Origin of the sequence: Ramlibacter sp. PS4R-6 (assembly GCF_037572775.1) — a bacterium.
GTDB lineage: Bacteria > Pseudomonadota > Gammaproteobacteria > Burkholderiales > Burkholderiaceae_C > Ramlibacter.
Map to the genome: position 1 here is coordinate 3,499,607 of NZ_JBBHKA010000001.1, position 25,265 is coordinate 3,524,871.

Annotated in this window: 27 protein-coding genes; 10 read left to right on the forward strand and 17 right to left on the reverse strand. The window is 69.2% G+C overall.

Features of this window, described 5'->3' with window-relative positions; translation table 11 throughout:
* Positions 1–14 precede the first annotated feature (14 nt).
* On the forward strand, positions 15–887 hold the full coding sequence (gene accD / locus WG903_RS17435) for an acetyl-CoA carboxylase, carboxyltransferase subunit beta (protein ID WP_340077764.1): 873 nt from the start codon (positions 15–17) through the stop codon (positions 885–887).
* Here the strand turns inward: accD and WG903_RS17440 are convergent.
* Positions 884–1,438 carry a YggT family protein gene (locus WG903_RS17440; protein WP_340077766.1) on the reverse strand — a complete coding sequence of 185 codons (555 nt, stop codon included), beginning with the start codon at positions 1,436–1,438 and terminating at the stop codon, positions 884–886. The two genes, accD and WG903_RS17440, sit on opposite strands and share 4 nt — an antisense overlap.
* Before the next feature lie 53 nt (positions 1,439–1,491).
* Between WG903_RS17440 and WG903_RS17445 the strand changes: the two genes are divergently transcribed.
* From WG903_RS17445 to lysS, 9 genes are read left to right on the forward strand one after another with little or no spacing between them, the layout of a single operon-like run.
* The gene (locus tag WG903_RS17445; RefSeq protein ID WP_340077768.1) at positions 1,492–2,133 is read left to right on the forward strand and encodes an LON peptidase substrate-binding domain-containing protein; all 642 of its coding nucleotides are present in this window, start codon (positions 1,492–1,494) and stop codon (positions 2,131–2,133) included.
* A gap of 30 nt (positions 2,134–2,163) precedes the next feature.
* Positions 2,164–4,122 carry a polysaccharide biosynthesis protein gene (locus tag WG903_RS17450; RefSeq protein ID WP_340077770.1) on the forward strand — a complete coding sequence of 653 codons (1,959 nt, stop codon included), beginning with the start codon at positions 2,164–2,166 and terminating at the stop codon, positions 4,120–4,122.
* Entirely contained in the window at positions 4,119–5,207 is a 1,089-nt protein-coding gene (locus WG903_RS17455) for a glycosyltransferase family 4 protein (protein ID WP_340077772.1), read from the forward strand. The genes WG903_RS17450 and WG903_RS17455 overlap by 4 nt, the downstream gene beginning before the upstream one ends.
* Complete coding sequence (locus tag WG903_RS17460) at positions 5,204–6,211, forward strand: glycosyltransferase (RefSeq protein WP_340077774.1); 1,008 nt, start codon at positions 5,204–5,206, stop codon at positions 6,209–6,211. The genes WG903_RS17455 and WG903_RS17460 overlap by 4 nt, the downstream gene beginning before the upstream one ends.
* Complete coding sequence (locus WG903_RS17465; protein ID WP_340077776.1) at positions 6,208–7,110, forward strand: glycosyltransferase; 903 nt, start codon at positions 6,208–6,210, stop codon at positions 7,108–7,110. The genes WG903_RS17460 and WG903_RS17465 overlap by 4 nt, the downstream gene beginning before the upstream one ends.
* Complete coding sequence (locus WG903_RS17470; RefSeq protein WP_340077778.1) at positions 7,107–8,303, forward strand: hypothetical protein; 1,197 nt, start codon at positions 7,107–7,109, stop codon at positions 8,301–8,303. Before WG903_RS17465 ends, WG903_RS17470 begins: the two co-directional genes overlap by 4 nt.
* Positions 8,300–9,187 (forward strand): NAD-dependent epimerase/dehydratase family protein, encoded by an 888-nt coding sequence (locus WG903_RS17475; protein ID WP_340077780.1) that lies wholly within the window; start codon positions 8,300–8,302, stop codon positions 9,185–9,187. The genes WG903_RS17470 and WG903_RS17475 overlap by 4 nt, the downstream gene beginning before the upstream one ends.
* Positions 9,184–9,747 carry a sugar transferase gene (locus WG903_RS17480; RefSeq protein ID WP_340077782.1) on the forward strand — a complete coding sequence of 188 codons (564 nt, stop codon included), beginning with the start codon at positions 9,184–9,186 and terminating at the stop codon, positions 9,745–9,747. Before WG903_RS17475 ends, WG903_RS17480 begins: the two co-directional genes overlap by 4 nt.
* 19 nt (positions 9,748–9,766) lie before the next feature.
* A complete protein-coding gene (lysS, locus tag WG903_RS17485) occupies positions 9,767–11,296 on the forward strand; it encodes a lysine--tRNA ligase (protein ID WP_340077784.1) in 1,530 nt (509 codons plus the stop codon).
* On the opposite strand, the gene nagZ is transcribed toward lysS, so the two are convergent.
* The 16 genes from nagZ to acpP all read right to left on the reverse strand — a co-directional run bounded on the left by nagZ (position 11,293) and on the right by acpP (position 25,252).
* Positions 11,293–12,357 (reverse strand): beta-N-acetylhexosaminidase, encoded by a 1,065-nt coding sequence (nagZ, locus tag WG903_RS17490; RefSeq protein ID WP_340077786.1) that lies wholly within the window; start codon positions 12,355–12,357, stop codon positions 11,293–11,295. The two genes, lysS and nagZ, sit on opposite strands and share 4 nt — an antisense overlap.
* On the reverse strand, positions 12,354–12,752 hold the full coding sequence (acpS, locus tag WG903_RS17495; protein ID WP_340077788.1) for a holo-ACP synthase: 399 nt from the start codon (positions 12,750–12,752) through the stop codon (positions 12,354–12,356). The genes nagZ and acpS overlap by 4 nt, the downstream gene beginning before the upstream one ends.
* The gene (locus tag WG903_RS17500) at positions 12,749–13,480 is read right to left on the reverse strand and encodes a pyridoxine 5'-phosphate synthase (protein ID WP_340077790.1); all 732 of its coding nucleotides are present in this window, start codon (positions 13,478–13,480) and stop codon (positions 12,749–12,751) included. The genes acpS and WG903_RS17500 overlap by 4 nt, the downstream gene beginning before the upstream one ends.
* Positions 13,477–14,232, reverse strand: coding sequence for a DNA repair protein RecO (gene recO / locus WG903_RS17505; protein WP_340077792.1), 756 nt, complete (start codon positions 14,230–14,232; stop codon positions 13,477–13,479). Before recO ends, WG903_RS17500 begins: the two co-directional genes overlap by 4 nt.
* A complete protein-coding gene (gene era / locus WG903_RS17510) occupies positions 14,219–15,124 on the reverse strand; it encodes a GTPase Era (protein WP_340077794.1) in 906 nt (301 codons plus the stop codon). The genes recO and era overlap by 14 nt, the downstream gene beginning before the upstream one ends.
* On the reverse strand, positions 15,121–15,804 hold the full coding sequence (gene rnc / locus WG903_RS17515; RefSeq protein WP_340077796.1) for a ribonuclease III: 684 nt from the start codon (positions 15,802–15,804) through the stop codon (positions 15,121–15,123). Before rnc ends, era begins: the two co-directional genes overlap by 4 nt.
* Positions 15,805–15,814: 10 nt before the next feature.
* The gene (locus WG903_RS17520) at positions 15,815–16,168 is read right to left on the reverse strand and encodes a DUF4845 domain-containing protein (protein WP_340077798.1); all 354 of its coding nucleotides are present in this window, start codon (positions 16,166–16,168) and stop codon (positions 15,815–15,817) included.
* Between the two features lie 29 nt (positions 16,169–16,197).
* A complete protein-coding gene (gene lepB, locus WG903_RS17525) occupies positions 16,198–17,163 on the reverse strand; it encodes a signal peptidase I (RefSeq protein WP_340077800.1) in 966 nt (321 codons plus the stop codon).
* A gap of 5 nt (positions 17,164–17,168) precedes the next feature.
* Positions 17,169–18,977, reverse strand: coding sequence for a translation elongation factor 4 (lepA, locus tag WG903_RS17530; protein WP_340077802.1), 1,809 nt, complete (start codon positions 18,975–18,977; stop codon positions 17,169–17,171).
* 511 nt (positions 18,978–19,488) lie between these two features.
* Complete coding sequence (locus tag WG903_RS17535; protein WP_340077804.1) at positions 19,489–20,982, reverse strand: DegQ family serine endoprotease; 1,494 nt, start codon at positions 20,980–20,982, stop codon at positions 19,489–19,491.
* Between the two features lie 53 nt (positions 20,983–21,035).
* A complete protein-coding gene (locus tag WG903_RS17540) occupies positions 21,036–22,061 on the reverse strand; it encodes a MucB/RseB C-terminal domain-containing protein (RefSeq protein WP_340077806.1) in 1,026 nt (341 codons plus the stop codon).
* A gap of 10 nt (positions 22,062–22,071) precedes the next feature.
* The gene (locus tag WG903_RS17545; RefSeq protein WP_340077808.1) at positions 22,072–22,650 is read right to left on the reverse strand and encodes a sigma-E factor negative regulatory protein; all 579 of its coding nucleotides are present in this window, start codon (positions 22,648–22,650) and stop codon (positions 22,072–22,074) included.
* 33 nt (positions 22,651–22,683) lie between these two features.
* Positions 22,684–23,322, reverse strand: a complete 639-nt coding sequence (gene rpoE / locus WG903_RS17550) for an RNA polymerase sigma factor RpoE (RefSeq protein ID WP_340077810.1) — start codon at positions 23,320–23,322, stop codon at positions 22,684–22,686.
* A complete protein-coding gene (locus tag WG903_RS17555) occupies positions 23,319–23,741 on the reverse strand; it encodes a hypothetical protein (RefSeq protein ID WP_340077812.1) in 423 nt (140 codons plus the stop codon). The genes rpoE and WG903_RS17555 overlap by 4 nt, the downstream gene beginning before the upstream one ends.
* 12 nt (positions 23,742–23,753) lie before the next feature.
* Complete coding sequence (fabF, locus tag WG903_RS17560) at positions 23,754–25,004, reverse strand: beta-ketoacyl-ACP synthase II (RefSeq protein ID WP_340077814.1); 1,251 nt, start codon at positions 25,002–25,004, stop codon at positions 23,754–23,756.
* A gap of 8 nt (positions 25,005–25,012) precedes the next feature.
* Positions 25,013–25,252, reverse strand: a complete 240-nt coding sequence (acpP, locus tag WG903_RS17565) for an acyl carrier protein (protein ID WP_201677100.1) — start codon at positions 25,250–25,252, stop codon at positions 25,013–25,015.
* Positions 25,253–25,265 lie beyond the last annotated feature (13 nt).

Here is a 25,265-nt window from a genome sequence, read left to right on the forward strand (position 1 = left end):
ACAGGAAGGACCGCATGAGCTGGCTCGAAAAACTGCTCCCGCCCAAGATCCAGCAGACCGACCCCGCCGATCGCCGGCAGGTGCCCGAGGGCCTGTGGATCAAGTGCCCGAGCTGCGAGAGCGTGCTGTACAAGACGGACCTGGAGCAGAACGTCAACGTCTGCCCCACCTGCGGCCACCACCACCGCATCGGCGCCCGCGCCCGCCTCAATGCCTTCCTCGACGGCGAAGGCCGCTACGAGATCGGCCAGGAGGTGCTGCCGGTCGACGCGCTCAAGTTCAAGGACAGCCGCCGCTACCCCGAACGGCTGAAGGAAGCGCTGGAGAACACCGGCGAGACCGATGCGCTCGTCGTGATGGGCGGCGCGGTGCACAGCATCAGCCTCGTCGCGGCGGCCTTCGAGTTCGACTTCATGGGCGGGTCGATGGGCTCCGTGGTCGGCGAGCGCTTCGCCCGAGGCGTCGAGACCGCCATCGAGCAAAAGGTGCCCTTCGTCTGCTTCACCGCCACTGGTGGCGCGCGCATGCAGGAAGGCCTGCTGTCGCTGATGCAGATGGCCAAGACCAACGCCGCGCTCACGCGCCTGGCCAAGAAGGGCCTGCCCTACATCTCCGTGCTCACCGATCCCACCATGGGCGGCGTGAGCGCCGGCTTCGCCTTCATGGGCGACATCGTGATCGCCGAGCCCAAGGCGCTGATCGGCTTTGCCGGCCCGCGCGTGATCGAGTCCACGGTGCGCGTGACGCTGCCCGAAGGCTTCCAGCGCGCCGAGTTCCTGCAGCAGAAGGGCGCGGTCGATTTCATCTGCGACCGGCGCGAGCTGCGCAAGACGGTGGCCCACGCGCTGGCCATGCTGCAGCGGCAGCCGGCCGACGCGGTCGACTAGAGGCTCAGCGCCGCCGCCTGGAGCGGATCCAGGAGCATCAGCAGCACGTACATCGCCACGATGAAGACCAGGGGCGAGAGGTCGACCCCGCCCATGAGCGGGACGATCTTGCGGATCGGCCGCAGCAGCGGCGCGGCCAGGCGGTCGATCAGGTCGGACAACACCGAGTCGTTCTGCACCCACGAGAGCACCGCGTAGACGATCATCAGGCCGATCACGGCGGAGATCGTCAGCCGGATCACGCCGAACAGCGTCAGCACCAGCAGGATCTCGGGGCCACCGGGCCGCCCGGAGATCAGCCAGAGCAGGGTGAATTCCGCGAGCTCCACGAGCACCACGGCGACGAAGCTCGCGGTGTCGAACTTGCGCACGGCCGGCAGCACCTTGCGCAGGGGCAGGACGATCCAGTCCGTGATCGCGAAGACGAAACGCCCCAGCGGGTTGGAGAACGGGATGCGCTGCCACTGCATGTACAGGCGCAGCAGGCAGGCGCCGCCGATGAGGCCGGCGACGACGTCCAGCAGGAAGGTGATGATCTTGTAGGCTACCAAGGCGCGGGGCTCCGGGTCGTGGGATGATAGCGGCCCAGCCGGTGAATTCCCCGATGTCGTCCGCCCTCACGCTGCAATCGCTGCCGCTGTTTCCCCTGAGCACCGTGCTCTTTCCCGGCGGGGTGCTGCCGCTCAAGATCTTCGAGGTGCGCTACCTCGACATGATCGGCAAGGTGCACAAGGCCGGCGCGCCGCTCGGCGTCGTCTCCCTCATCGAAGGCGCCGAGGTGCAGCAGCCGGGGCAGAAGGAAACCTTCCGCGACGTGGGCACGCTCGCGACCCTGGAGCACGTCGAGCAGGTGCAGCCGGGCCTCATGCACATCCGCGCGCGCGGCGGCCAGCGCTTCCGCATCCTCAGGCGCGAGCGGCTGCGGCACGGCCTGTGGGTCGCCGACGTGCAGATGGTCGCGCAGGACGCGCACGTCGAGGTACCGGACGACCTGCGCGGCGTCGCCACGGCGCTGGACCGCCTGCTCCACTCGCTGCGCGACCAGGGCGTGGCGGAGGGCGAGCTGCCCGTGCAGGCGCCGCTGGCGCTGCAGGACAGCGGCTGGCTCGCCAACCGCTGGTGCGAACTGATGCCCATGCCCGTGGAGCTGAAGCAGAGGCTGATGGAGCTGGACAACCCGCTGGTGCGCCTGGAACTGGTCGGCGACCTGCTGGCCAACGCCGGCATCGACACCCGCACCGCCTAAAATCGGCGGCCCGCATGCGGGCCCCCACCGATGCGCACCCGGATCCTCCAGTGGCCCCGCCCCGCCAAGACGCTGCTCGTCGCGAGCCTCGACGTGGTGCTGGCGCTCCTCGCCACCTGGATCGCCTTCACCCTGCGCCTGGACGCGCTGCACCGCCCGAGCGCCGACCAGGCGGTGATCTACGCCGCCGCGCCGGTGCTGGCGGTTGGCGTGTTCATCGCCTTCGGCCTGTACCGCGCCATCTTCCGCTTCACGGGCGCCGCCACGCTCAAGGTCACGGCGGGCGCGGTGGCCGTGTACGCGGTGCTGATGTCGGCCGTGCTGTGGGGTACGCAGGCGATGGGCGGCCAGGTCATCCCGCGTTCGCTCGGCATCACGCAGCCCATCCTCTTCTTCCTGCTGGTGTCGGGAAGCCGATCGGTCGCGCGCTTCTGGCTCACGGGCCAGCACCGGCGCCCCGTGCGGCGCCTGTTGATCTACGGCGCCGGCGAAGCAGGCGCGCAGACGGCCGCGGCGCTCGCGAACAGCTGGCAATACTCGGTCACCGGATTCATCGACGACGACCGCACGAAGGTCGGCCGCCGCATCAACGACGCGCGCGTGTTCGCGCCCGATGAAGTGCCCGAGGCGGTCGAGCAGCACGAGATCACCGACATCCTGCTGGCCCTGCCCGGCACGAGCCGAGAGCGCCGCAACCAGATCATCGACAGCCTCGCCTCGCTGCCGGTGCGCCTGCAGACGCTGCCGGCGCTGGAAGACCTCGCGAGCGGCCGCGTCACGGTGAACGACATCCGCGAGCTGGAAGTCGAGGACCTGCTGGGGCGCGAGCCCGTCGCGCCCGACCCCGCGCTCCTGGCGGCGAACTGCCGCGGGCAGGTGGTGCTGGTGACGGGCGCCGGCGGCAGCATCGGCAGCGAACTGTGCCGGGTCGTCCTCGGCCAGCGCCCGCGCACGCTGCTGCTGCTGGACCACAACGAGTTCGGCCTGTACGGCATCCACTCGGAGCTGCAGGCGCAAGCGGCCAAGCAAAGCCTGGGGGTGGAGATCGTCCCGCTGCTGGGCAGCGTGCAGAACCTCGCGCGCCTGGCGGAGGTGTGCACCGCGTGGAAGCCCGACACCGTGTACCACGCGGCCGCCTACAAGCACGTGCCGCTGGTGGAACACAACCCGGTGGAAGGCGTGGTGAACAACGTGTTGGGCACGCTCAACGCCGCGCGCGCCGCCATCGCGAGCGGCGTGCGGCTGTTCGTGCTGGTGTCCACCGACAAGGCCGTGCGGCCGACCAACGTGATGGGCGCGAGCAAGCGCATCGCCGAGTTGATCCTGCAGGCGCTGTCGGCGCAGGCGTCGGTCGATTTCGACGGGACCGCGCCGGTCGCCAACACCACGCGCTTCGCGATGGTGCGCTTCGGCAACGTGCTGGGCTCCAGCGGCAGCGTGATCCCGCTGTTCCGCTCGCAGATCGCCGCGGGCGGGCCGGTCACCGTGACGCACCCGGACGTCACGCGTTTCTTCATGACGATTCCCGAGGCGAGCCAGCTCGTGGTGCAGGCCGGCGCGATGGCGCAGGGCGGGGAGGTCTTCGTGCTCGACATGGGCGAGCCGGTGCGCATCATCGAGCTGGCACGGCGCATGGTGGCGCTCTCGGGCCTGACGCTGCGCGACGAGCGGCAACCGGACGGCGACGTCGAGATCGCCGTGACGGGCCTGCGCCCCGGCGAGAAGCTGCACGAGGAACTGCTGATCGGCGACAACCCCGAGGCCACGCCGCACCCGCGCATCATGCGTGCGCGTGAGGACTTCCTTCCCTGGCCCGAACTGGCGGGGCAGCTGCGCCGGCTGGCCGATGCCGCAGCGGCCGGCGACGTGATCGCGTTGCGCGAAGTGCTCGAACGCCTGGTGCCCAACGCGCAGCTCGAGGGCCGGGTGTTCGACCATGTCTTCCAGGCGCGGCAGGACGCCGCGGCGGAGCCGGCCTGCGCCCCATGAGGGTCCTGCAGGCCATCACGAGCGGCGAAGCCGGCGGCGCGCAAAGCCACGTGCTCGCGCTGTGCGAAGCCCTGCGCCAAGACGTCGACCTGGCGGTGGCGATAGGCTCGGGCGGCGGCGTGCTGGCGGAACGGCTGGCGGCGCTGGGCATCCCGGTGCATGCCCTGCAGCAGACACGCAACTCGACCAACCCGTTCCAGCTGATGCGCGCGGCTCGCGAGATGCAGGACCTCGCCGGGCGCCTGCGGCCCGACATCCTGCACGCGCACAGCTCGTTCGCGGGCGCGGCCACGCGCATCGCGGCGCGGCGCTGCGGCCTGCCGGCCGTCTACACGGTGCACGGCTTCGGCTTCAAGCGCGAAGCGCAGTCGCCGGCCCGCGAGGCCGCATGGATCGGCGAGCGGCTGCTGGCGCGCGGCACCGACCGCCTGATCTGCGTGTCCGAGCACGAGGCGCAGCTGGCGCGCCGCCTGCCCGTCGCCGCCGGCGCGGTGACCGTGATCCCCAACGGCCTGCCGGACGTCGCGTTCCGCAGCGACCCGGGCCGCGAGCCCGCTTCTGTGGCGATGGTCGCGCGGCTCGCGCCGCCCAAGCGCGCGGACCTGTTGCTGGAGGCCTTGCACCTGGTCGCCGCGCCGCCGCCGGTGGAGGTGATTGGCGACGGGCCGCTGCGGGCCGAGCTGCAGGCGCAGGCGAGCAACTTCGGCCTGACACGCGTGCGCTTTTCGGGCAACGTCGCGGACGTGCCGCGACGCCTCGCGCAGCACCGCATCTTCGTGCTGCTGTCCGACCACGAGGGGCTGCCCATCTCCATCCTCGAAGCCATGCGCGCGGGCATGGCGATCATCGCCAGCCGCCTGCCCGGGGCCGCGGAACTCGTGACGCATGGCGAATCGGCGCTGCTGGTGGACAACGACCCGCACGCCGTTGCCGAAGCGCTCGAGCACCTGCTGCACGACCCGGCCTTGCGTGCGCAGTTGGGGCATGCGGCGCGAGCCCGCTACGAGCGCGAGTTCGGTGCGCAGACCATGGCGATGCGCGTGCTGGAGGTCTACCGGTCGCTCGTGCGGGAGCCGGCGGCGTGACGAAGCATGTGCTCTTCGTCCACGACAACCGCAGCGTGGGCGGCGTCGGTCAGGTGTCCCGGCAGTTGGCGCAAGGGCTGCAAGGCCGGGGCTGGAGCGTCGACCACCTGAACCTCTCCAACCCCGGCAGCGCGTTCGAGCACCTCAAACGCGTCGACCGCATGCGCGGCGTGATCGTCGCCACGCAGAACTTCTCCACCTCCTACGTTGCTTGCGCCCTCGCCGCGATCGCGCGCAGGCCGTGGGTGATGTGCGTGCATGGGCCGGTGACGAACGTGCTGGAGGCCGCCCGGCCCGGCGCCGTGAAGCGTGCGCTGCTGCGCTACACGTACCGGCGGGCGCCCGTCGTCGTGTGCAGCTCCCAGGCCAGCCTGGACTCGCTGCGCGCCTTTTGCGACATCGACCCGTCACGCCAGCGCCTGCATGTCATCCGCAACACCGCGGCGCCGGAATTCCTTGCTGCCGGCGCGCCGGTTCCGGGCTCGCGCCGCCTCGGCTTCGTCGGCCGGCTGTCCGCCGAAAAGCAGCCCCATGTGCTCATCGAAACCCTCGCTGTGCTGCCGCCGGACTATGGCCTCACCGTCGTTGGCACGGGTGCCCTCGCGCCTGCCCTCGTGGAGAAAGGGCGCGCCGAGATCGCATCGGGCCGCCTGCAGTTCGCGGGCCAGCAGGCGATCACGGCTGCGAGCTACCGGCAGTGGGACGTGACCTTGCTCTGTTCCGCGTACGAAGGCTACCCGCTGGTCCTGCTGGAGTCGCTGGCCAGCGGCGTGCCGGTCGTGAGCACGCCCATCCCGCCGGCGGCCGAAATGCTGGCGCGCCACGCGCCGTACATGGTCGCGCGCGATGCGTCGCCGCAGGCACTGGCCGAAGCCGTGCAGGCCCTGTTCGCGCGGGACCCGCAGGAGGTCGCGCGTGACATCGCCGCCGTCAACGCCGAACACGACCCGCAAGGCTTCATCGCCGCCTGGGATGACGTACTCACCGAAAGCATCGCGCGATGACGAAGCCGCGCGTGCACTTCATCCGCGGCGGCGCGTCCTACCTGCCGGAGCTGCAGGCCTATGCCGCGCACCTTGCCGCGCTGGGCCACGAGTCGACCGTCCATGCCGATGCCGGCACGGTGCCCGCGGATGCGCAGGTGCTGTGGTGGATCTGCGGCCGCGTGCCTCGCGATGCCGCGGCGCGCTGGCCGCGCGCTTACCAGGTGCATGAATACGCGTCGGCGAGCGTGCCGCCGGCCGCCGCTCTCAAGGACCGCGTCAAGCGCTGGACGCACCCCCGGCCGCAGCACCGTGTGTTCCAGAGCGACTGGGTGCGCGAGCGCATGGGGTTCATCGACGATGTGCCCTGGAGCCTGCGCGACATGGGCGTGCCGCAAGCCTTCTTCGAAGCACGGGCGGCAGGGGCGCCCGAATTCGACCTCGTGTACCTCGGCGAGACGACGCGCCTCGCCGCTTTCGCCGCGGCGTTGGCCGCGATCCGCGACGCAGGCCTGGGCCTGCTCGTCGTCGGCGCGATGGACGATTCGCTGCGCGCCGCCGCGGGCCACGCCACATGCACGGGTCGCATCGCGCAGGACGAGGTGCCCGCGCAGCTGCTGCGCGCAAGGGCGGGCCTGAACCTCATGCCCGGTCGCCTGCCCTTCTCCGAGCAGACCTCGACCAAGGTGCTCGAATACCTCGCGGTGGGCTTGCCGGTCGTGGGCAACGGCTATCCGTGGTTCGAGCGCGCGGCGCGCGAGCATGCGGGCCGCTTGCGCTCGCTCGAAGTCGCCGATGCGAACGCGTGGCGCACGGCGATGGCTTCGCTGCCGCCCCGCGAAGAAGACCGTTCGCAGCGGCTCTCGCTGGCGTGGGACGCGCGCCTGCGAGGGCTTCCGGTGTGGAGCGCGCTGCCATGAAGCTGCTGCGCCACTTGCCGCAGGCGAGCGGTCCCGCGTTGCTGGGCAGCTTCGCTTCGCTCGCCAGCCAGGCACTTTTCGCCGCGTTCCTGTTGAAGCTCTTCGAGCCGGCAGCGGTCGGTGTGTTTTCGCTCGTGAACCAGGTCGCGTTCAGCTGGGCGACGCTCGCTTTGGCGCAAAGCCCGCTGTCGCTGCTGGCCGATCGCGCCGACCCTGCCCATGGCGCGCGCCGCGCCTGGCTTGCCAGTGCCGTGCGCATGGTGTGGCTGCTGCCGCTCGCGGCACTCGCGTGGTTCTGGAGCAGCCCCGCGACGGGTTTCCATGCGAGCCCCCTCGCCTGGCTGGCCGCGATCGCGATCACGCAGATGACCTGGGCGCTGGCGCAAAGCCTCGTGCTGCGCACCGGCCCGGGCCTGTCGATCTTCCTGGTGCGCTGCGTGCCGCCGGCGCTGGCGGTCCTGATCGCCGGTGTCGGCGCCTTCGCGTTCCCCCGCAGCGAGCCGACGGCGCTGCTGCTCGCGGCCGTCGTCGGGTACGCCGTGGGCTCCCTGTGGCTGTTCCCCACGCTGTCTGCGCGGGCACCGGTCGAGCCAGGCGATGCAGCGCAGGCCGATGGCCACGACGACCGCTCCAGCCGGCTCAAGCTGGTCCACACGCTGTTCGACCTCGCGAGCGCCACGTTGATCGCCGTGCAGTGGACGCGCGTGTGGGGTCCCGTCGAGGCCGGCTACCTGCTGGTGCTGCTGCGCGTGTACGGCTTCGTGCCGGCGCTCGTTCACACGGCATGGGCCCAGGTCCTGCTGTCCAAGGGCGAGGCGCGCGTGCGCTCGTCCGTGGCCGTCGGTGCGGCATGCTGTGCCATCGTCCTCGTCCTCGGCCTGCTCGTGCAGGCGGCGCTGGCGTTCGGCTGGCTCGCGCCCGAGTGGGCGGCGCTCCGGCGCTACATCTGGCCGCTCGCGATCTGGCAGATGGCGGCCTGCCTCTTCGGGAGCCTGAGCCACGCGCCCTTCCTCGCGGGCCGCGCGCGCGCGTACTCGCTGCAGTGCATAGGCGTCGACACCATGCTGCTCGGCCTGCTCGTGCTGGCGCCGCTGGTGCAGGTCGCGCCGGGCGACTGGATCATGGTGGTCGCGGGCTGCATGACGGGCGCGCTGTTGCTGCAGGCCGCGCATTTCCGGGCGCTGGCACGATGAAGGGCGCTGTCGTCGTCACCGGCGCAACGGGATTCATCGGGCGCGGGCTCGTGGCGCGGCTCGCGGGCGAAGGCCGGGCGCTGGTCGCGCTCGGGCGCCGCGAACTCGAAGCGCGCGACGGGTCCCTGGAGCGCGCGTTCGACGGCGCCGGCTGCGTCGTGCACCTGGCGGCCCGTGCGCACCGCGCAGGTTCCGCGGCGGATTTCGAAGCCGACGTCGCGCTCACCCGGTCGCTCGCACGCATCGCGAAGCAAGGCGGCGTGCGGCGCTTCGTGCACGTGAGTTCGGTCGGCGTGCTCGGCACGCGCACACGCGGCACGGCGTTCACCGAGGCCACGCCGCCCGCACCGCGAGAGCCCTACGCGCATGCCAAGTGGCATGCGGAGCAGGCGCTGCAAGGCGAGCTGGCAGCGGGCGCGACGGAGTGGACGATCCTGCGGCCGTCGATGGTCTATGGCCCGCACGCACCCGGCAACTTCGCGCGGCTCGTGCGGGCCGTGCAGCGCGGCTGGCCGCTGCCGCTGGCCGGCGTGCGCAACCGCCGGCAGCTGCTGGCGCTCGACAACCTCGTCGACGCGATCGTGTGCGGCGCCGACCACCCGGATGCGGCCCGCCGCACGTTCCTGGTCGCCGATGCCGAGCCCGTTTCGACACCGGAACTTGTGGCGCTCATCGCGCAGGGCCTGGGAGCTTCCGCCCGCCTCTGGCCCCTGCCGGCAACGATGCTCGAGGCTGCGGCGCGGGCCACCGGCCGCGGACGCATGGCCGACAGTCTGCTCGGCGACCTCGAGATCGACTGCAATGCCTTGCGCTCGCTCGGCTGGCAGCCGCGCGTGGCCCCGCGGGAGGGTATCGTGCAAGCCGCAGCAGCCAGCCGCCCATGACCAAGCGCGCCTTCGATGTCCTCACCTGCCTCGCGGCCCTCCCGGTGCTGGCGCTGCCGATCGCGATCGTCGCCCTTGCGGTCAAGCTCAGCTCGCGCGGTCCCGCGCTGTACTGGTCGGACCGCATCGGCCGGGACAACCGCGTGTTCCGCATGCCCAAGTTCCGCACCATGCGCGTGGACACGCCGGTGGTGGCGACGCACCTGCTCGAATCGCCCGAGCGCTGGCTCACGCCCATCGGCGGCTTCCTGCGCAAGACCAGCCTCGACGAGCTACCCCAGCTGTGGAGCATCCTCGTGGGCGACATGAGCCTGGTGGGCCCGCGCCCGGCCCTGCACAACCAGCACGACCTGATCGAGCTGCGCACGCAGCGCGGCGTCCACGTCCTGCGGCCCGGCCTGACCGGCTGGGCGCAGGTGAACGGCCGCGACGAGCTGCCGATCCCGCAGAAAGTCGAGTTCGACGCGCACTACCTGGCGCACCGCTCCTTCGCCTTCGACCTGAAGATCCTGGCCCTGACTTTCTGGAAGGTGGCGCGCAGCGAGGGCGTCGCGCACTGAGAAACTAGAATGGCGGGCTATGTCCGAGCAAGACCGCCCCACCCCGCCCCAGGATGAAAACCAGCTCGTTGCCGAAAGGCGCGACAAGCTGAAAGCCCTGAGGGAAGCGCAGAAGCAAGGCAAGGGCGTCGCCTTTCCCAACGACTTCAAGCCGGGCCACCGCGCCGCGGCCCTGCAGGGGCACCACGGCGCCAAATCGCCCGAGCAGCTGGAACAGGAAGGCATCGGCGCCAGCGTCGCGGGCCGCATGATGCTCAAGCGCGTGATGGGCAAGGCCAGCTTCGCGACGCTCCAGGACGCCACGGGGCGTTTCCAGATCTACGTCACGCGCGACGCGGTGGGCGAGGAAGCCTACGCCGCGTTCAAGCACTGGGACCTGGGCGACATCGTCGCGGCCGAGGGGACGCTGTTCAAGACGAAGACGGGCGAGTTGTCCCTGCACGCGCGCTCCATCCGCCTGCTGACGAAGAACCTGCGCCCCATGCCGGACAAGTTCCACGGCGTGGCTGACCAGGAGGTGAAGTACCGCCAGCGCTACGTCGACCTGATGATGGACCCGGCGGCGCGCGACCGCTTCGTCGCCCGCAGCAAGGCCGTGAGCGGCATCCGCGAATTCATGACGTCCCACGAGTTCCTGGAAGTGGAGACGCCGATGCTCCACCCGATCCCGGGCGGTGCCAACGCCAAGCCGTTCATCACGCACCACAACGCGCTGGACCAGGCGATGTACCTGCGCATCGCGCCCGAGCTGTACCTCAAGCGCCTGGTGGTGGGGGGCTTCGAGCGCGTGTTCGAGATCAACCGCAACTTCCGCAACGAAGGCATCTCGGTGCGCCACAACCCCGAGTTCACGATGCTGGAGTTCTACGCGGCGTACTGGAACTACCGCGACCTGATGGACTTCACGGAGCAGCTGGTGCGCGATGCGGCGCAGAAAGCTGTCGGCACGTTGCAGCTCACATACGGCGGCAAGGCCGTGGACCTGGCGAAGCCTTTCGACCGCCTGACCATCGTCGAGGCGATCCGCAAGTACACCGATGCCGGCGACAACGTGACCAGCAGCGAATGGCTCGTGAACGCGCTGCGCAAGCTGGGCCTGACCGAGGAGAAGGACCGCCTGTCCAAGCGCTCGCTCGCTTCGCTGCAGGTGCTGTACTTCGAGGAAAAGGTCGAGGAGCAGCTCTGGCAGCCGACGTACATCATGGAGCACCCGACGGAAATCTCGCCACTGGCCCGTGCCAACGACGAGCGCCCCGAGGTCACCGAGCGCTTCGAGCTGTACATCACCGGCCGCGAGATCGCCAACGGCTTCTCGGAGCTGAACGACGCCGAGGACCAGGCCGCGCGCTTCAATGCGCAGGTGAGCGCCAAGGATTCCGGTGACGACGAAGCCATGTTCTACGACCACGACTTCGTGCGTGCGCTGGAGTACGGCATGCCGCCCACCGGCGGCTGCGGCGTCGGCATCGACCGGCTGATCATGCTGCTCACGGACAGCCCCAGCATCCGGGACGTCATCCTGTTCCCGGCGCTGCGCCGCGAAAGCTAGGGCAGCAAATCCAGGGCATGCATGTAGCGTGCATCGCCCATCAGTTCATCCCAGTTCAGGGACGGCGCACGGGGCAGGAGAGCCAGGCGCCGTTGCTCGCTCGCCTCGCTCGGGTTCCAGCGGCCCTGCGCGCGTGCCGCGGTCAGGCCCTCCAGCAGTTCATCGATGGCCTTGCCGCCTTCGGACTGCACCGACTGGTTGCAGATCGGCACGAGATCGCATCCCGCTTCCAGCGCAAGCAGCGCGGCCTCCGTGTAGCTGACGTCGCGGCCATCGACCTTGCGCGCGCCTTCCATGCTCAGGTCGTCGCTCACCACCGCGCCCTGGAAGCCGAGTTGCCCGCGCAGGATGTCGTCGAGCCAGCGGCTGGAGAAACCCGCGGGCCTGCTGTCCACCTTCGTGTAAACGACGTGTGCGGGCATCACACTCGACAGCACGGAGCTGAGCCAGCCGTACGGCGCGGCGTCGTCGGCCAGGATCGCCTTGAGGCTGCGGTTGTCCACGGGGATCTCGTGGTGCGAATCCGCCTTGACGAAACCGTGCCCCGGGAAATGCTTGCCGCAGTTCGCCATGCCCGCCTCGAGCAGGCCGTGCATCACGCCCTTGGCGAGCATCGCGACCACGCGGGCGTCGCGGTGGAACGCGCGGTCGCCGATGACGGAGCTGCCGCCCCAGTCGAGGTCCAGCACCGGCGCGAAAGTGAAATCCACGCCGCACGCGCGCAATTCGCAGCCCAGCACGAAGCCCGCGGCCGTCGCCGCGTTGGTGGCGGCCAGCGCGTCCTTCATCCACAGCTCGCCCAGCGCGCGCATGGGCGCGACGTGCGTGAAGCCATCGGTGCGGAAGCGCTGCACGCGGCCGCCCTCGTGGTCCACGCAGATGACGACGTCGTCGCGCACGGCCTTGATGTCGGCGCACAGGCGCGTGAGCGTCTCGCGATCCTTCCAGTTGCGGCCGAACAGGATCACGCCCCCGGTCAGGCGGTGGGCGATGCGCTTGCGGTCGACGTCGGTGAGCGCGGTGCCCGCGACGTCGAGGATGACGGGGGAATGGTCGATCATGGGTCTTTCTTTTCGACGACGACGAAGCTCGCCGCGTAGTCCGATTCGTCGGTGACGGTGACGTGGGCGACGAGGCCCTGAGCCTCGAACCACTCCTTCAAGCCGCCGTGCAGCACGACGTAGGGCTTGCCGCTGCGCTCGTTGGCGATCTCGCACAGCCGCCAGGTCATGGGCATGCGCATGCCCATGCCCACGGCCTTGCTGAACGCCTCCTTGGCGGAAAAGCGCGTGGCAAGGTAGCGCACGCCGCGCTCCGGCCAGCGGGCCGTGCGGAACTTCCACACCTTGATCTCGCCCTCGGCCAGCACCTTGTTCGCGAACCGGTCGCCGTGCTTCTCGATGGACGCGCGGATGCGCCGCACGTCGCAGATGTCCGTGCCTATGCCGTAGATCATCGCCGCAGGGCCGCGAGGTACTGCCGCACCGTCTCGGCGTAGCCCATCTCCAGTGCGTCGGAGACGAGCGCGTGGCCGATCGACACTTCCTGCACGCCGGGCACCTCGCGCACGAACGCCGGCAGGTTGTCGCGGTTGAGGTCGTGCCCGGCGTTCACGCCCAGGCCCGCAGCCTGCGCGGCGCGCGCGGCAGCCGCGAACTGCGCGAGCACCTTCGCCTCGTCCGGCTTGCCCCACGCCGCCGCATAGGGCTCGGTGTACAGCTCGACGCGATCGGCGCCGACCGCCCGTGCCAGTTCCATGGCTTCGGGCACGGCGTCCATGAAGAGGCTCACGCGCACACCGAGCGACTTCGCCTCCGCGATGAGGGGCTTCACGCGGTCGCCATCCTTCGCGAGGTCCCAGCCATGGTCGCTGGTGAACTGCCCTTCGCCGTCGGGAACGAACGTGCACTGGTGGGGGCGCACGTCGCGCACGAAAGGCATGAGGTTGTGGAAGGGGTTGCCTTCGATGTTGTATTCGGCCTTCGGCCACTTCTTGAGCAACGCGGCCAGCGCATACACGTCGGCGGAGCGCACGTGGCGCTCGTCCGGCCGCGGGTGCACCGTGATGCCGTGCGCGCCCGCCTCGAGGCACAGCTGGGCCGCGCGTTCCACGCTGGGAATGCCGAGGTGGCGCGTGTTGCGCACCAGCGCCACCTTGTTCACGTTCACCGAGAGGAAAGTCATAGCGATTGCAGGTCGACCAGCATCTGGCGCGTGCGCAGCGTGCCGACCCCGCAATGGTAGTGCAGCAGCGTGCGCAGCATGGGCTTGAGCTCGGCCATGTCCCGTGCCGCTTCGCGCAGCGTGGCGTGGAAAGGCGCCGCGTCGTCCAGCGCTCGCTGCAGCGCCAGCCAGCGCTCGCCGGCCAGGTGCGGGCGGTCGTCCTCCTCGTCGACGGCGATCAGGCCGGCTTCCGCGACCAGGCCGTACGGCGCATCGGCATCGAGCCGCGCCAAGGTCAGCGTCTGCATGTCCAGCGCCGGCAGCAGGCCGATCTCGCGCAGCAGCAGCAGCTCGAAGGCGCGCAACGCGGGCTCCCGCGCCTCGCCGTGTTCGGATGCCAGCACCGTCACCGCCGCGGCATACGCGTCGAAGAGTTGCGGATGCGGGTCGTCGCGGGCCAGCAGCCGCAACAGCAGTTCGTTGAGGTAGTAGCCCGACAACAGCGCATCGCCCGTGGGCATCACCTGCCCGCCGACCCATTCGGCGCCCTTGAGCGTGCGGATTTCCGCCTCGCCGCCGAAGGCCAGGTGCAGCGGCTGCAGCGGCAGCAGCACGGGACGGAAGTTGGAGCTGGGGCGCTTGGCGCCCTTGGCGACCACGGCGATACGCCCATGGTGGCGCGTGAACACCTCGAGGATCAGGCTGGACTCGCTCCAGTCGTAGCGGTGCAGGACGAACGCGGGCTCGTCGGAGATGCGTTTACTCGTAGCCAAAGCTGCGCACTCGCGCCTCGTCGTCCGCCCAGCCCGAGCGCACCTTCACCCACAGCTCGATGAACACCTTGCAGTCCATGAGTTTCTCGAGCTCCTGGCGGGTCTCCGTGCCGATGCGCTTGAGGCGCTCGCCCTTCTCGCCGATCACCATGGCCTTGTGGCCGTCGCGCTCGACGACGATGGTGGCCGCGATGCGCACCAACCGCCCGAATTTGGGGCTGGGCTCTTCCTCGAACTTGTCGACGACCACCGTGGACGTGTATGGCAGCTCGTCGCCGGTCAGGCGAAAGAGCTTCTCGCGCACGGTCTCGCCGGCGAGGAACCGCTCGCTGCGGTCGGTCAGCTCGTCCTCGCCGTAGAACCACGGCTGTTCGGGCAGGTACTTCTCGCAGATGCCGAACAGGCGCTCGATGTCCTTGCGGTTCTTCGCCGACATCGGGACGATCTCGGCGAATTCATGCTTCGATGCGGCGTCCTTGACCCACGGCGCCAGGGCCACCCGGTCCTTGACCGTGTCGAGCTTGTTGGCCACCAGGATCACCGGGATGCCGGGCTGCAGCAGCTCGAGCACCTTCGCGTCGGCGGGCGTGAAATGGCCGGCCTCCACGACCAGCAGCACGAGGTCCACGCCGGAGACCGCGCCGGTCACCGCCTTGTTCAACGCGCGGTTCAAGGCCGTGCCGTGGCGCGTCTGGAAACCCGGCGTGTCCACGAACACGAACTGCGTCGCGCCGGCCGTGCGGATGCCCGTGATGCGGTGGCGCGTGGTCTGCGCCTTGCGCGAGGTGATGCTGATCTTCTGCCCGACGAGGGCGTTGAGCAGCGTCGACTTGCCCACATTGGGCTTGCCGACGATCGCGATGAGTCCGCAGCGCTGCGGGGTTTCGGTCATTTGCTTTTCGATTTCAACGCCATGAGCGCGGCGGCCGCGGCCGCCTGCTCGCCGGCGCGCCGCGACGCGCCGATGCCATGCTCGACCACGCCCAGCTCGGCGATCTCGCACTCGACGTTGAAGGTCTGTTTGTGCGCAGCGCCCAGCGTGCCCGCGACGCGGTAGACCGGCAGCTTCATTTTCCGCCCTTGCAGCCATTCCTGCAGTTCGGTCTTCGGGTCCTTCTCGCCGGCAGCCATGCCGGGCGTGATGTCGACGTTGCGGTACAGCCGGTGCACGACCGCCTCGGCGGCCGGGTAGCCGGCGTCCAGGTGGACGGCGCCGATGAGCGCCTCCAGCGTGTCGGCGAGGATGGAGGGGCGCTTGTGCCCGCCGGAGCGCGATTCGCCTTCGCCGAGGCGTACCACCTCCGGCAGCTTGAGCTCCAGCGCCAGGCGGTGCAGCGTGTCCTGCTTGACGAGGTTGGCCCGCACGCGGGAGAGGTCACCCTCGGGCAGCGACCCGAGCCGCTTGTACAGCAGGCTGGACACCGCGAGGTTCAGGACGGAATCGCCCAGGAACTCCAGGCGCTCGTTGTGGACGGCCGAGTGGCTGCGGTGCGTCAGCGCCTGCTCGAGCAGGCGGGGGTCGCGGAAGCTGTGCGCCAGGCTTTCCTGCAGGGGGGCGAGACGGCCATCCACGCGCGCCGGCTTACTTCGACTGGCCGGCGTACTTGATCAGCAGGAACGCCGGGCCGGCCAGGTGGATTTCCTTGTTGTAGGCGAACTTGACGATGACCTTGTCGCCTTCCTTGGAGATCTCCAGGTCGCGGCCGCGGATCGCCTTGAAGTCGTCCACTTCGGACGCCTTGTCGAAGATCTGCCGCACCTCCGGGACGCTGTTGCCGGCCGTGGCCTTCTGCGCCGCCTTCAGGATTGCCTGGTACTCGACCACCGTCGGGAACACCTGCGCGGCCACCACGCCGAGGCAGGCGAGCACGCCCACGACGAACAGCAGCCCGACGAACGAGATGCCCGATTGCGTTGCCCTCGAAACCCGTTTCATTCCCACTCCTCCGATCGATGCGCGACCCACTACTCGAACGAACCGATGCGCCTGAAGCTGCCGAAGTTCATCCAGATGAAGAACGCCTTGCCGACGATGTTCTTGTCCGGGACGAACCCCCAGTAGCGCGAGTCCAGCGAATTATCCCGGTTGTCGCCCATCATGAAATAGTGCCCTTCCGGCACCTTGCAGACGACGCCCTCGACACTGTAGCGGCAATTCTCCCGGGAAGGAAAATTCTCGACGCCGGGAATGAACGCCGGGCGGTTGTCGTCGTTCAGGATGCGGTGGCGCCTCGCGCCCAGGAGCTCCTCGTACTGCTTGTAGTACGCCATGGCGTCCTCGTCGAAGTAGTCCGCGACGGGCTGCTTCGAGACGGGCTGGCCGTTGATGGTGAGCTTCTTGTTCAAGTAGGCGACCTCGTCGCCCGGCACGCCCACCACCCGCTTGATGTAGTCCAGGCTCGGCTTGGGCGGGTAGCGGAACACCATCACGTCGCCGCGCTGGGGCGGCGTGCCGTCGGTGAGCTTGGTGTTGACCACCGGCAGGCGCACGCCGTAGGTGTACTTGTTCACCAGGATCAGGTCGCCCACCAGCAGCGTCGGGATCATCGAGCCCGAGGGGATCTTGAACGGCTCGAAGAGGAACGAGCGCAGGACGAAGACGGCCAGGATCACGGGGAACAGGCCCGCCGTCCAGTCCAGCCACCAGGGCTGCATCAGGATGCGCTGGCGCGCCTGCTGCACGTCGCCGTCCACCTGCGAGATGCCGCGGGCGGAGAGCTCGGCGCGGCGCTGGGCGTCCTGCGCCTCGAGCGCCGCCGCGGCCTCCCGGCGGCGCGGCAGGAACCAGGCGCGCTCGGCGACCCAGTACAGCCCGGTGACCAGCGTGGCGACGAACAGCAGCAGCGCGAAGTTGCCTTCCAGCACGCCGACGTACCAGGCGCCCGCGTATCCGACGAACGCCGCGAGGACCGCGGCGGTGAGGAAAGGCATCACCGTTATTCCTCGACCTGGAGGATGGCGAGGAAGGCTTCCTGCGGGACTTCGACGGAGCCGATCTGCTTCATGCGTTTCTTGCCTGCCTTCTGTTTTTCGAGGAGCTTGCGCTTGCGGGTGATGTCCCCGCCGTAGCACTTGGCCAGCACGTTCTTGCGCAGGGCCTTGACGGTTTCGCGCGCAATGATATTCGCTCCGATGGCCGCCTGGATCGCCACGTCGAACATCTGGCGGCTGATGATCTCGCGCATCTTGCCGACCACGGCCCGCGCCCGGTACGGCGCCTGGCTGCGGTGGACGATGATCGACAGGGCGTCGATCTTGTCGCCGTTGAGCAGGATGTCCACCTTCACGACGTCCGCCGCGCGGTACTCCTTGAAGTGGTAGTCCATCGACGCGTAGCCGCGGCTGACCGACTTCAGCTTGTCGAAGAAGTCCAGCACGATCTCGCCCAGCGGCAGGTCGTAGGTGAGCATGACCTGCTTGCCGTGGTAGGCCATGTTCAGCTGGACGCCGCGCTTCTGGTTGGCCAGCGTCATGACGGGGCCGACGTATTCCTGCGGCATGTACAGCTGCACGTTGACGATCGGCTCGCGGATCTCCTGGATGCGGCCCTGCTCGGGCATCTTGGCCGGGTTCTCCACCAGGATGACCTCGCCGTCGCCCTTGAGCACCTCGTAGACCACCGAAGGCGCGGTGGTGATCAGGTCCTGGTCGAACTCGCGCTCCAGGCGCTCCTGCACGATGTCCATGTGCAGCAGGCCCAGGAAGCCGCAGCGGAAGCCGAAGCCCAGCGCCTGGCTCACCTCCGGCTCGTAGTGCAGCGACGAGTCGTTGAGCTTGAGCTTCTCCAGCGCATCGCGCAGGGAGTCGTACTCGCTGGCCTCGACCGGGTACAGGCCCGCGAACACCTGCGGCTGGATCTGCTTGAAGCCGGGCAGCGGCTCGGTGGCGGTCCCGGCGTTGTTCGGCAGCTTCTTCTCGAGCGTGACCGTGTCGCCCACCTTCGCCGCCTGCAGCTCCTTGATGCCCGCGATGATGTACCCCACCTCGCCGGCCTCGAGCGCCTCGCGCGGCTCGTTGCCCGGCGTGAAGACGCCCAGCTGGTTGGCCTCGTAGGCGGCGTCGGTCGCCATCAGCTTGATGCGGTCGCCCTTGGCGAGCCGGCCGTCGACGACGCGCACGAGCATCACGACGCCGACGTAGCTGTCGAACCAGCTGTCGATGATCATGGCGCGCAGGGGGGCGTCGGCCTGGCCCCGCGGCGCCGGGATCCTGGCGACGATCGCCTCCAGGATCTCGTCGATGCCCATGCCGGTCTTGGCCGAGCACGGGATCGCCTGCGACGCGTCGATGCCGATCACGTCCTCGACTTCGCGCTTGGCGTTCTCGGGATCGGCCTGCGGCAGGTCCATCTTGTTCAGGACCGGCAGCACCTCCACGCCGAGGTCGAGCGCGGTGTAGCAGTTGGCGACCGTCTGCGCCTCGACGCCCTGGCTCGCATCGACGACGAGCAGCGCGCCTTCGCACGCCGACAGCGAACGCGAAACCTCGTACGAGAAGTCGACGTGGCCCGGCGTGTCGATCAGATTGAGGTTGTAGATGCGCCCGTCGCGGGCTTCGTAGCGCAGTGCCGCGGTCTGCGCCTTGATGGTTATCCCACGCTCCTTTTCGAGATCCATCGAGTCGAGCACCTGCTCTTCCATCTCGCGATCCGACAGCCCGCCGCAACGCTGGATCAAGCGATCGGCGAGCGTCGACTTGCCGTGGTCGATGTGCGCGATGATCGAAAAGTTTCTGATGTGGTTCATCAACGGAACGACTTAAGTGATTGAATTCAAACGCGCGAAGGCAAGAAAAAAGGGCGCGTCGAGTGGCGACGCGCCCTGAACCAACAATCTATGGCAACTGCGATAGTTGGAGCTTCATTGTAGGCAAAACGCGCCGGGCGTACAGACGCAACCCCGCCCGCCAAGGGTCGTTGCAGTCCAACAACAAGCTTCTTAATCACAGGTTATCAACAAAAATTGGGAAGAGCTGGTGGGACAAGTTGTGGGCGATCTGTGGATCGGCCTTGGATGGCTGGAAAGCCTTCCGCATCGTGGTTCCCAAGCCCCGCGATATGCGGCCAATCGGGTGTCGAGCCGGGCGATTCTATCGAAAAAGACACGTAGCCCTCCAAAAAGTTAGTGTTCGCCAACTTATTGCGGCCCTTTCGGCCCCGCAAAAAAATTTTTGGGGCCGTGTCATTTCGGCGAAGTCACCTGAACAAAGAGCCCCAAACCCGAGTGCGGGTTGGGGCTTTGGCCCGGCAGGAGCCGGTCAGCGGGCCGGGCGGATCACCAGGATCGCAGCCAGCTCGCCGCGGCGCACGTAGACGGCCACCGGCTTGGCGCGGTCCACCTTGGCGACGGCCGCCTCGAAGTCGCGCACGTTGTTGATCTCGCTGTTGGCGATCTGCGTGATCACGTCGCCTTCGCGGATGCCGGCGCGCGCCGCCGCTTCCGTGGCCGCATCGACCTTCACGCCGCCGCGCAGCTTCAGCTCCTTCTTCTGCGCGTCGGTGAGCTCGCTCACCTGCAGGCCGATGGACTGCGCGGCGGGCGAACCCTTGGGCTTCTCGTCCTTCTGCGGCGAGGACGCGCGCGCGGAGCGCTCCTGCTCGAATTCCGCGACGGTGACGGCGAGTTCGCGCGTCTGGCCCTTGCGGAACACCGTGAGCGTCGCGCGCGTGCCGGGCTTGGTGTTGCCCACCATGCGCGGCAGGTCGGTGGCGCGGTCGATGGTGTTGCCGTTGAACTTGGTGATGATGTCGTTCGGCTCGATACCCGCCTTGTCGGCCGGCGAGCCGCTCTCGACGCTGCGCACCAGCGCTCCCTGCGGGCGGCCCAGGCCGATGGACTCGGCGACGTCGCGCGACACCTGGTCGATGGACACGCCGATGCGCCCGCGCGTGACCTTGCCGGCCGTGCGCAATTGCTCGCTGACGCGGATGGCCTCGTCGATCGGGATCGCGAACGAGATGCCCATGTAGCCTCCCGAGCGCGAGTAGATCTGGCTGTTGATGCCCACCACCTCGCCGCGCATGTTGATCAGCGGGCCGCCGGAGTTGCCGGGGTTGATCGCGACGTCGGTCTGGATGAGCGGCAGGTAGTCGCCCGTGTCGCGCTGCTTGGCGCTCACGATGCCTGCCGTGACGGTGCTTTCCAGGCCGAAGGGCGAGCCGATGGCCAGCACCCATTCGCCCACGCGCAGCTTGCCGACGTCGCCGACCTTCACGTAGGGCAGGTTCGTGCCTTCGATCTTCACGACCGCGACGTCGGTGCGCTTGTCCAGGCCGACGATCTTGGCCTTGAGCTCGCGCTTGTCGGTGAGCGTCACGATCACTTCGTCGGCGCCGTCGACCACGTGTGCATTGGTCATCACGAAGCCGTCGGGCGAGAGGATGAAGCCGGAGCCCAGGCCGCGCGGCTGCTCGCGGTTGTCCTCGTCGGGCTGCGGGCGTTGCGGCCGTTGGGGGCGCCGCGGCTGGTCGGGCGTGCCGGGCGCGGGCTGGCCGAAGAAGCGGCGGAAGAACTCGCGCATCTCCTCGTCCATGTTGTCGGGCAGGCCGGTAGCGGCCTTCGCGCGCTCGAGCGTGCGGATGCCCACGACGGCGGGGCCGACCTGCTCGGCGAGGTCGGCGAAGTCGGGCAGGTTGCGGCCCGCCTGGGCGTGCGTGCTTTCGTGCGGCACGAGTGCCAGCGTGCCGGCACCGAGGGCGAACGCGATCGCGAGCGTCCATGCGCGCAGCGGGTTCCAGGGGGTACGGGTCATGTCGGCCTTTCGGGAAAACGTCAATGCTGGGGGATGCGGAACGATTTGGGGGCTCATCTGCGCCGCTCAAGGCCCTGGGCGAAGGCGCGCAGCGTGGCCGGGGGCACCTCGCCCACCGCCGTGAGCCACCAGTCCTGCACGCGGCGCGTGAGCGTCTGCGTCGCGCCGCTGGCGAAGAGCCCTTCCTGCACGTGGCGGCGCGCGTCGTAGGGCTCGATGAAGAGGGATACCGCGGCCAGCCCATCGGAGAACACCCATTGCATCGCGCCCTGCGGCGCGGGCTGGCCCGCAACGGGCCGCTTGTAGCAACTGATGGGCTTGAAGCCGGGCGGCGGGGCGGGCAGCTGCCAGCCCTCGCCTTCGGCCGTCGTCTTGCTGACGTCCAGGCTTTCGATGCGCCAGCCCTGCGTGGCCGCCATCATCTGCGTGAGCTTGTCGGCGCGCACCGGCGTGTCGAGCGCGAGCTCCGAGAACGCCGACTGCTCCAGGACGTTGCCGTCGCCGTCCACCGTCTGCAGCTTCACCACGAGGCCCGAGCGGCGCTCGCTCCAGATGCGGTAGCCGAAGCGCAAGTTGTCGCGCGGCGCGAGCTGCACCACGTCGGCCTCGAAGCCGGCCACGCGGTCGCCGCCGACACGGCGCGCGACGTAGTACTCGGGGATCGCGCTCTCGGTCGACTTCAGCAGGTTCGTGAAGAGGCCCAGCGACTCGCGCTTTTCGGTGCGCACCACATGCGCCTCGGGGAAAAAAGTGACCACCTGCTCGTTGCGGCGGAAGACGGAGCGCGGCGCGCCCGTGAGGGCTTCCACGCGCTCGACCTGCACCTCGCCTTCGTAGGCGTGCCAGATGCGCGCGCTGGACATGCCGCCGCCGATCGAGGACACGACGAAGGTGCCGACGTAGCTGCGGATCTTCGAGGCCTCGTGCATGCGCACCAGCCATTCGCTCACCGTGCGGTCCTTCAGCTGCGCCGACGCCGGGGGCGCGGGCTGCGCATTCACGAAGCCGAAACCGAAACCGAGCCCGACGGCGACGAGGCCGCGTGCGAAGCTGCGTTTGGTGGGAAGCGTCGTCGGCATGGACGGCGGGTCAGCGCGCGGGCGTGTCGAAGGTGGCGTTGCGCAGGTAGCCCGCGGGCGCCACGAGGGTCGCACCGCCGAGCTGGCGGTGGGCCGCCATGAACTCGTCCAGGCGCGGGTCGCGGATCATCACGCCGCGTTCGGAGCTGGTGAGCACCGTGCCGCCCGCCGCGCGCGACGCGGCCAGCTGCGCGCCCTCCTGCCGGCCCGGCGCCGTGCCGATGAGCGTCCAGGCAATCGCCGAAACGGCGGCGAACGACGCGGCGCCCGCCACGACCTTCCAGCGGAAACTGCCGTCGTTCGCGGCCTCCGTAGCGCGCGGCGCCGCGGCAACCAGCGCAGCCGCCTGGAAGGCGGCGGCAGGTTCCTCGCGCAGGCGCTCCTGCAGGCGGGCCAGGAAGCCGTCCGATGGCGCGCAGTGCGCCAGGTCGCTGGAGCGCAGCACGTCCCCGATCAGGTGGTACGCATGCCATGCCTCGCGCGCGGCCTCGTCCGTGCTCGCGATCTCGACCCCGCGGGCGAACGCCTCGCCGGCCAGTTGCCCATCGGCCAGTGCCGACACCATCTCGCGCTTGTCCATGTTCTCCATATCCGCCAACTCCGTGCTTCCGCCTTGTTCTGACTACCAGCGTTTGCCCGACTGGTTCTCCAGCAGGGGCTTGACCTTGGCCGAGATCGCCTCGCGCGCCCGGAAAATCCGCGAGCGCACCGTGCCGATCGGGCAATTCATCACTTCCGCGATCTCTTCGTAGCTCAGGCCCTCGATCTCGCGCAGGGTGACCGCCTGCCGCAGTTCCTCGGGCAGCGCCTCCATGGCCGAGTTGACCGTGGCGGCGATTTCCTTGGCGGCGAGCACCGTTTCGGGTGTCTCCGCGCTGGTTAGTTCGTTCTCCACGCCGGAAGTTTCATCGTCGTCGTCGCCCCCGCCCCTCAGGGCCGATTCGGAGACGGTGGGGTCCCGCTTGAGGTCCACCAGGGCCTTCTTGGCCGTGTTGACGGCGATCCGGTACAGCCACGTGTAGAACTGGGCATCGCCGCGGAACTGGGCCAGGGCCCGGTAGGCACGGATGAAGGTTTCCTGGGCGATGTCCTGGACCAGGTCCTGGTCGCGCACCATGCGGCCGATCAGGCGCTCGATGCGGCGCTGGTACTTGATCACCAGCAGCTCGAAGGCGCGCTGGTCGCCTGCCACCGTGCGCTGCACCAGCATCAGGTCGGTCGGCGCGGGCGCGGGCGTCGCTGCGGGAGGCGTTCTCGTCATGGGGGAACGCGCGAATATACGGCACGGCGCAGGTCGTCCCAGGTCGCGGGCTGCGCGCGCCTCTCGGCCCACAGCCAGCGCACCGGCCCCGACTCCGGGCGCCAGCGCAGCAGCAGGACTTGCTGGAGATCGAGGACGGGTTCGGGCATGCCCCCTTCAGCTTGGGGCGAAGCCGCCCAACTCCAGCCCTCGCCGTTCCACGCCAGCGTGCCCTGCGGCGAGCGCTGCCAGGAGCGCCAGGCGACCAGCCCCGCGGCGGCGAGCACGCAGCCGGCGCCGGCGAGCCGTGCGGGCGACGCCTGCACCTGCGCCGACCACAGCGCCACGCCAGCGGCGGCCAGCAGCCAGGCGCATGCGCAGGCCATGGCCGCAAAACGCGAACGCCCCACCGGATGGCTCACCGATGGGGCGCCGTGCATCGAATCGAAGGCTTACTGGAAGCGCTTGAACACCAGCGTGCCGTTGGTGCCGCCGAAGCCGAAGTTGTTCTTGAGCGCGTAGTCGATCTTCACGTCCCGCGCGGTGTTGGCGCAGTAGTCCAGGTCGCACTCCGGGTCCTGGTTGAAGATGTTGATGGTGGGCGGGCTCTTCTGGTGGTGGACGGCGAGCACCGTGAACACCGACTCGATGCCGCCCGCGCCGCCCAGCAGGTGGCCCGTCATGGACTTCGTGGAATTCACCACGAGCTTCTTCGCCGCGTCGGCGCCGAAGGCCGCCTTGATGGCGTTGGTCTCGTTGATGTCGCCCAGCGGCGTGGAGGTGCCATGCGCGTTGAGGTAGTGGACCTGGTCCGGGTTGACACCGGCGTTGCGCATGGCGTTGACCATCGAGCGGCGCGGGCCGTCGACGTCGGGGGCGGTCATGTGGTACGCATCGCCGCTCATGCCGAAGCCGACGAGCTCCGCGTAGATCTTCGCGCCGCGGGCCTTGGCGTGCTCGAGCTCCTCGAGCACCATCACGCCGCCGCCTTCGCCCAGCACGAAGCCGTCGCGGTCCTTGTCCCAGGGGCGGGAGGCCGTCTTGGGGTCGTCATTGCGCGTCGAGAGCGCGCGCGCCGCGGCGAAGCCGCCGATGCCCAAAGGCGAGACGGTCGATTCGGCGCCGCCCGCCACCATCACGTCGGCGTCGCCGCATTCGATGAGGCGCGCGCCCAGCCCGATCGCGTGCAGGCCGGTCGTGCAGGCCGTGACCACGGACAGGTTCGGGCCCTTGAAGCCGTACTTGATCGACACGTGCCCCGAGATCATGTTGATGATCGAGGCGGGCACGAAGAAGGGGGAGATGCGGCGCGGGCCGCGGTTCACGAGTTCGGCGTGGGTCTCTTCGATCATCGGCAGGCCGCCGATGCCCGCGCCCACGTTGCAGCCGATGCGCTCCGCCAGCTCGGGCTTGAGCGCGTCGCCCGTCGGCAGGCCGCTGTCGGCCACGGCCTGGAACGAGGCCGCCAGCCCGAGGTGGATGAAGCGGTCCATGTGGCGCGCTTCCTTCTCGGGAATGTAGTCGGCGACGTTGAAGCCCTTGACCTCGCCGGCGAACTTGCAGGCGAAGTTGGCCGCGTCGAACTGCGTGATGAAGTCGATGCCCGGCTTGCCGGCGAGCAGGTTGGACCAGCTCTCGGCGACGGTGTTGCCCACCGGGCTCACGCAGCCCAGTCCCGTGACGACGACGCGGCGGCGAACCATGAGCGGGATCAGGCCTTCTGGTGGGCGTTGGCGTAATCGATGGCGTTCTGCACCGTCGTGATCTTCTCGGCGTCCTCGTCCGGGATCTCGATGCCGAACTCGTCCTCGAGCGCCATCACGAGTTCCACGGTGTCGAGGGAGTCGGCGCCGAGGTCGGCCACGAAGGACTTTTCGTTGGTGACCTGGGACTCCTCCACGCCGAGCTGCTCGGCGATGATTTTCTTGACACGTGCTTCGATATCGCTCATTGGGTTCCCTCTG

Excerpts from the sequence above, each read along its gene's own strand:
- WG903_RS17545 (WP_340077808.1), bottom strand. The coding sequence starts at position 22,650 with ATGGAGAACATGGACAAGCGCGAGATGGTGTCGGCACTGGCCGATGGG.
- WG903_RS17465 (WP_340077776.1), top strand. The coding sequence starts at position 6,208 with ATGACGAAGCCGCGCGTGCACTTCATCCGCGGCGGCGCGTCCTACCTG.
- WG903_RS17535 (WP_340077804.1), bottom strand. The coding sequence starts at position 20,982 with ATGACCCGTACCCCCTGGAACCCGCTGCGCGCATGGACGCTCGCGATC.
- WG903_RS17555 (WP_340077812.1), bottom strand. The coding sequence starts at position 23,741 with ATGCACGGCGCCCCATCGGTGAGCCATCCGGTGGGGCGTTCGCGTTTT.
- era (WP_340077794.1), bottom strand. The coding sequence starts at position 15,124 with ATGACCGAAACCCCGCAGCGCTGCGGACTCATCGCGATCGTCGGCAAG.
- WG903_RS17455 (WP_340077772.1), top strand. The coding sequence starts at position 4,119 with ATGAGGGTCCTGCAGGCCATCACGAGCGGCGAAGCCGGCGGCGCGCAA.
- WG903_RS17475 (WP_340077780.1), top strand. The coding sequence starts at position 8,300 with ATGAAGGGCGCTGTCGTCGTCACCGGCGCAACGGGATTCATCGGGCGC.
- fabF (WP_340077814.1), bottom strand. The coding sequence starts at position 25,004 with ATGGTTCGCCGCCGCGTCGTCGTCACGGGACTGGGCTGCGTGAGCCCG.
- WG903_RS17540 (WP_340077806.1), bottom strand. The coding sequence starts at position 22,061 with ATGCCGACGACGCTTCCCACCAAACGCAGCTTCGCACGCGGCCTCGTC.
- WG903_RS17480 (WP_340077782.1), top strand. The coding sequence starts at position 9,184 with ATGACCAAGCGCGCCTTCGATGTCCTCACCTGCCTCGCGGCCCTCCCG.
- WG903_RS17520 (WP_340077798.1), bottom strand. The coding sequence starts at position 16,168 with ATGAAACGGGTTTCGAGGGCAACGCAATCGGGCATCTCGTTCGTCGGG.
- lysS (WP_340077784.1), top strand. The coding sequence starts at position 9,767 with ATGTCCGAGCAAGACCGCCCCACCCCGCCCCAGGATGAAAACCAGCTC.
- WG903_RS17445 (WP_340077768.1), top strand. The coding sequence starts at position 1,492 with ATGTCGTCCGCCCTCACGCTGCAATCGCTGCCGCTGTTTCCCCTGAGC.
- WG903_RS17470 (WP_340077778.1), top strand. The coding sequence starts at position 7,107 with ATGAAGCTGCTGCGCCACTTGCCGCAGGCGAGCGGTCCCGCGTTGCTG.
- accD (WP_340077764.1), top strand. The coding sequence starts at position 15 with ATGAGCTGGCTCGAAAAACTGCTCCCGCCCAAGATCCAGCAGACCGAC.
- lepA (WP_340077802.1), bottom strand. The coding sequence starts at position 18,977 with ATGAACCACATCAGAAACTTTTCGATCATCGCGCACATCGACCACGGC.
- rpoE (WP_340077810.1), bottom strand. The coding sequence starts at position 23,322 with ATGACGAGAACGCCTCCCGCAGCGACGCCCGCGCCCGCGCCGACCGAC.
- WG903_RS17500 (WP_340077790.1), bottom strand. The coding sequence starts at position 13,480 with ATGACTTTCCTCTCGGTGAACGTGAACAAGGTGGCGCTGGTGCGCAAC.
- acpP (WP_201677100.1), bottom strand. The coding sequence starts at position 25,252 with ATGAGCGATATCGAAGCACGTGTCAAGAAAATCATCGCCGAGCAGCTC.
- nagZ (WP_340077786.1), bottom strand. The coding sequence starts at position 12,357 with ATGATCGACCATTCCCCCGTCATCCTCGACGTCGCGGGCACCGCGCTC.
- WG903_RS17450 (WP_340077770.1), top strand. The coding sequence starts at position 2,164 with ATGCGCACCCGGATCCTCCAGTGGCCCCGCCCCGCCAAGACGCTGCTC.
- lepB (WP_340077800.1), bottom strand. The coding sequence starts at position 17,163 with ATGCCTTTCCTCACCGCCGCGGTCCTCGCGGCGTTCGTCGGATACGCG.
- acpS (WP_340077788.1), bottom strand. The coding sequence starts at position 12,752 with ATGATCTACGGCATAGGCACGGACATCTGCGACGTGCGGCGCATCCGC.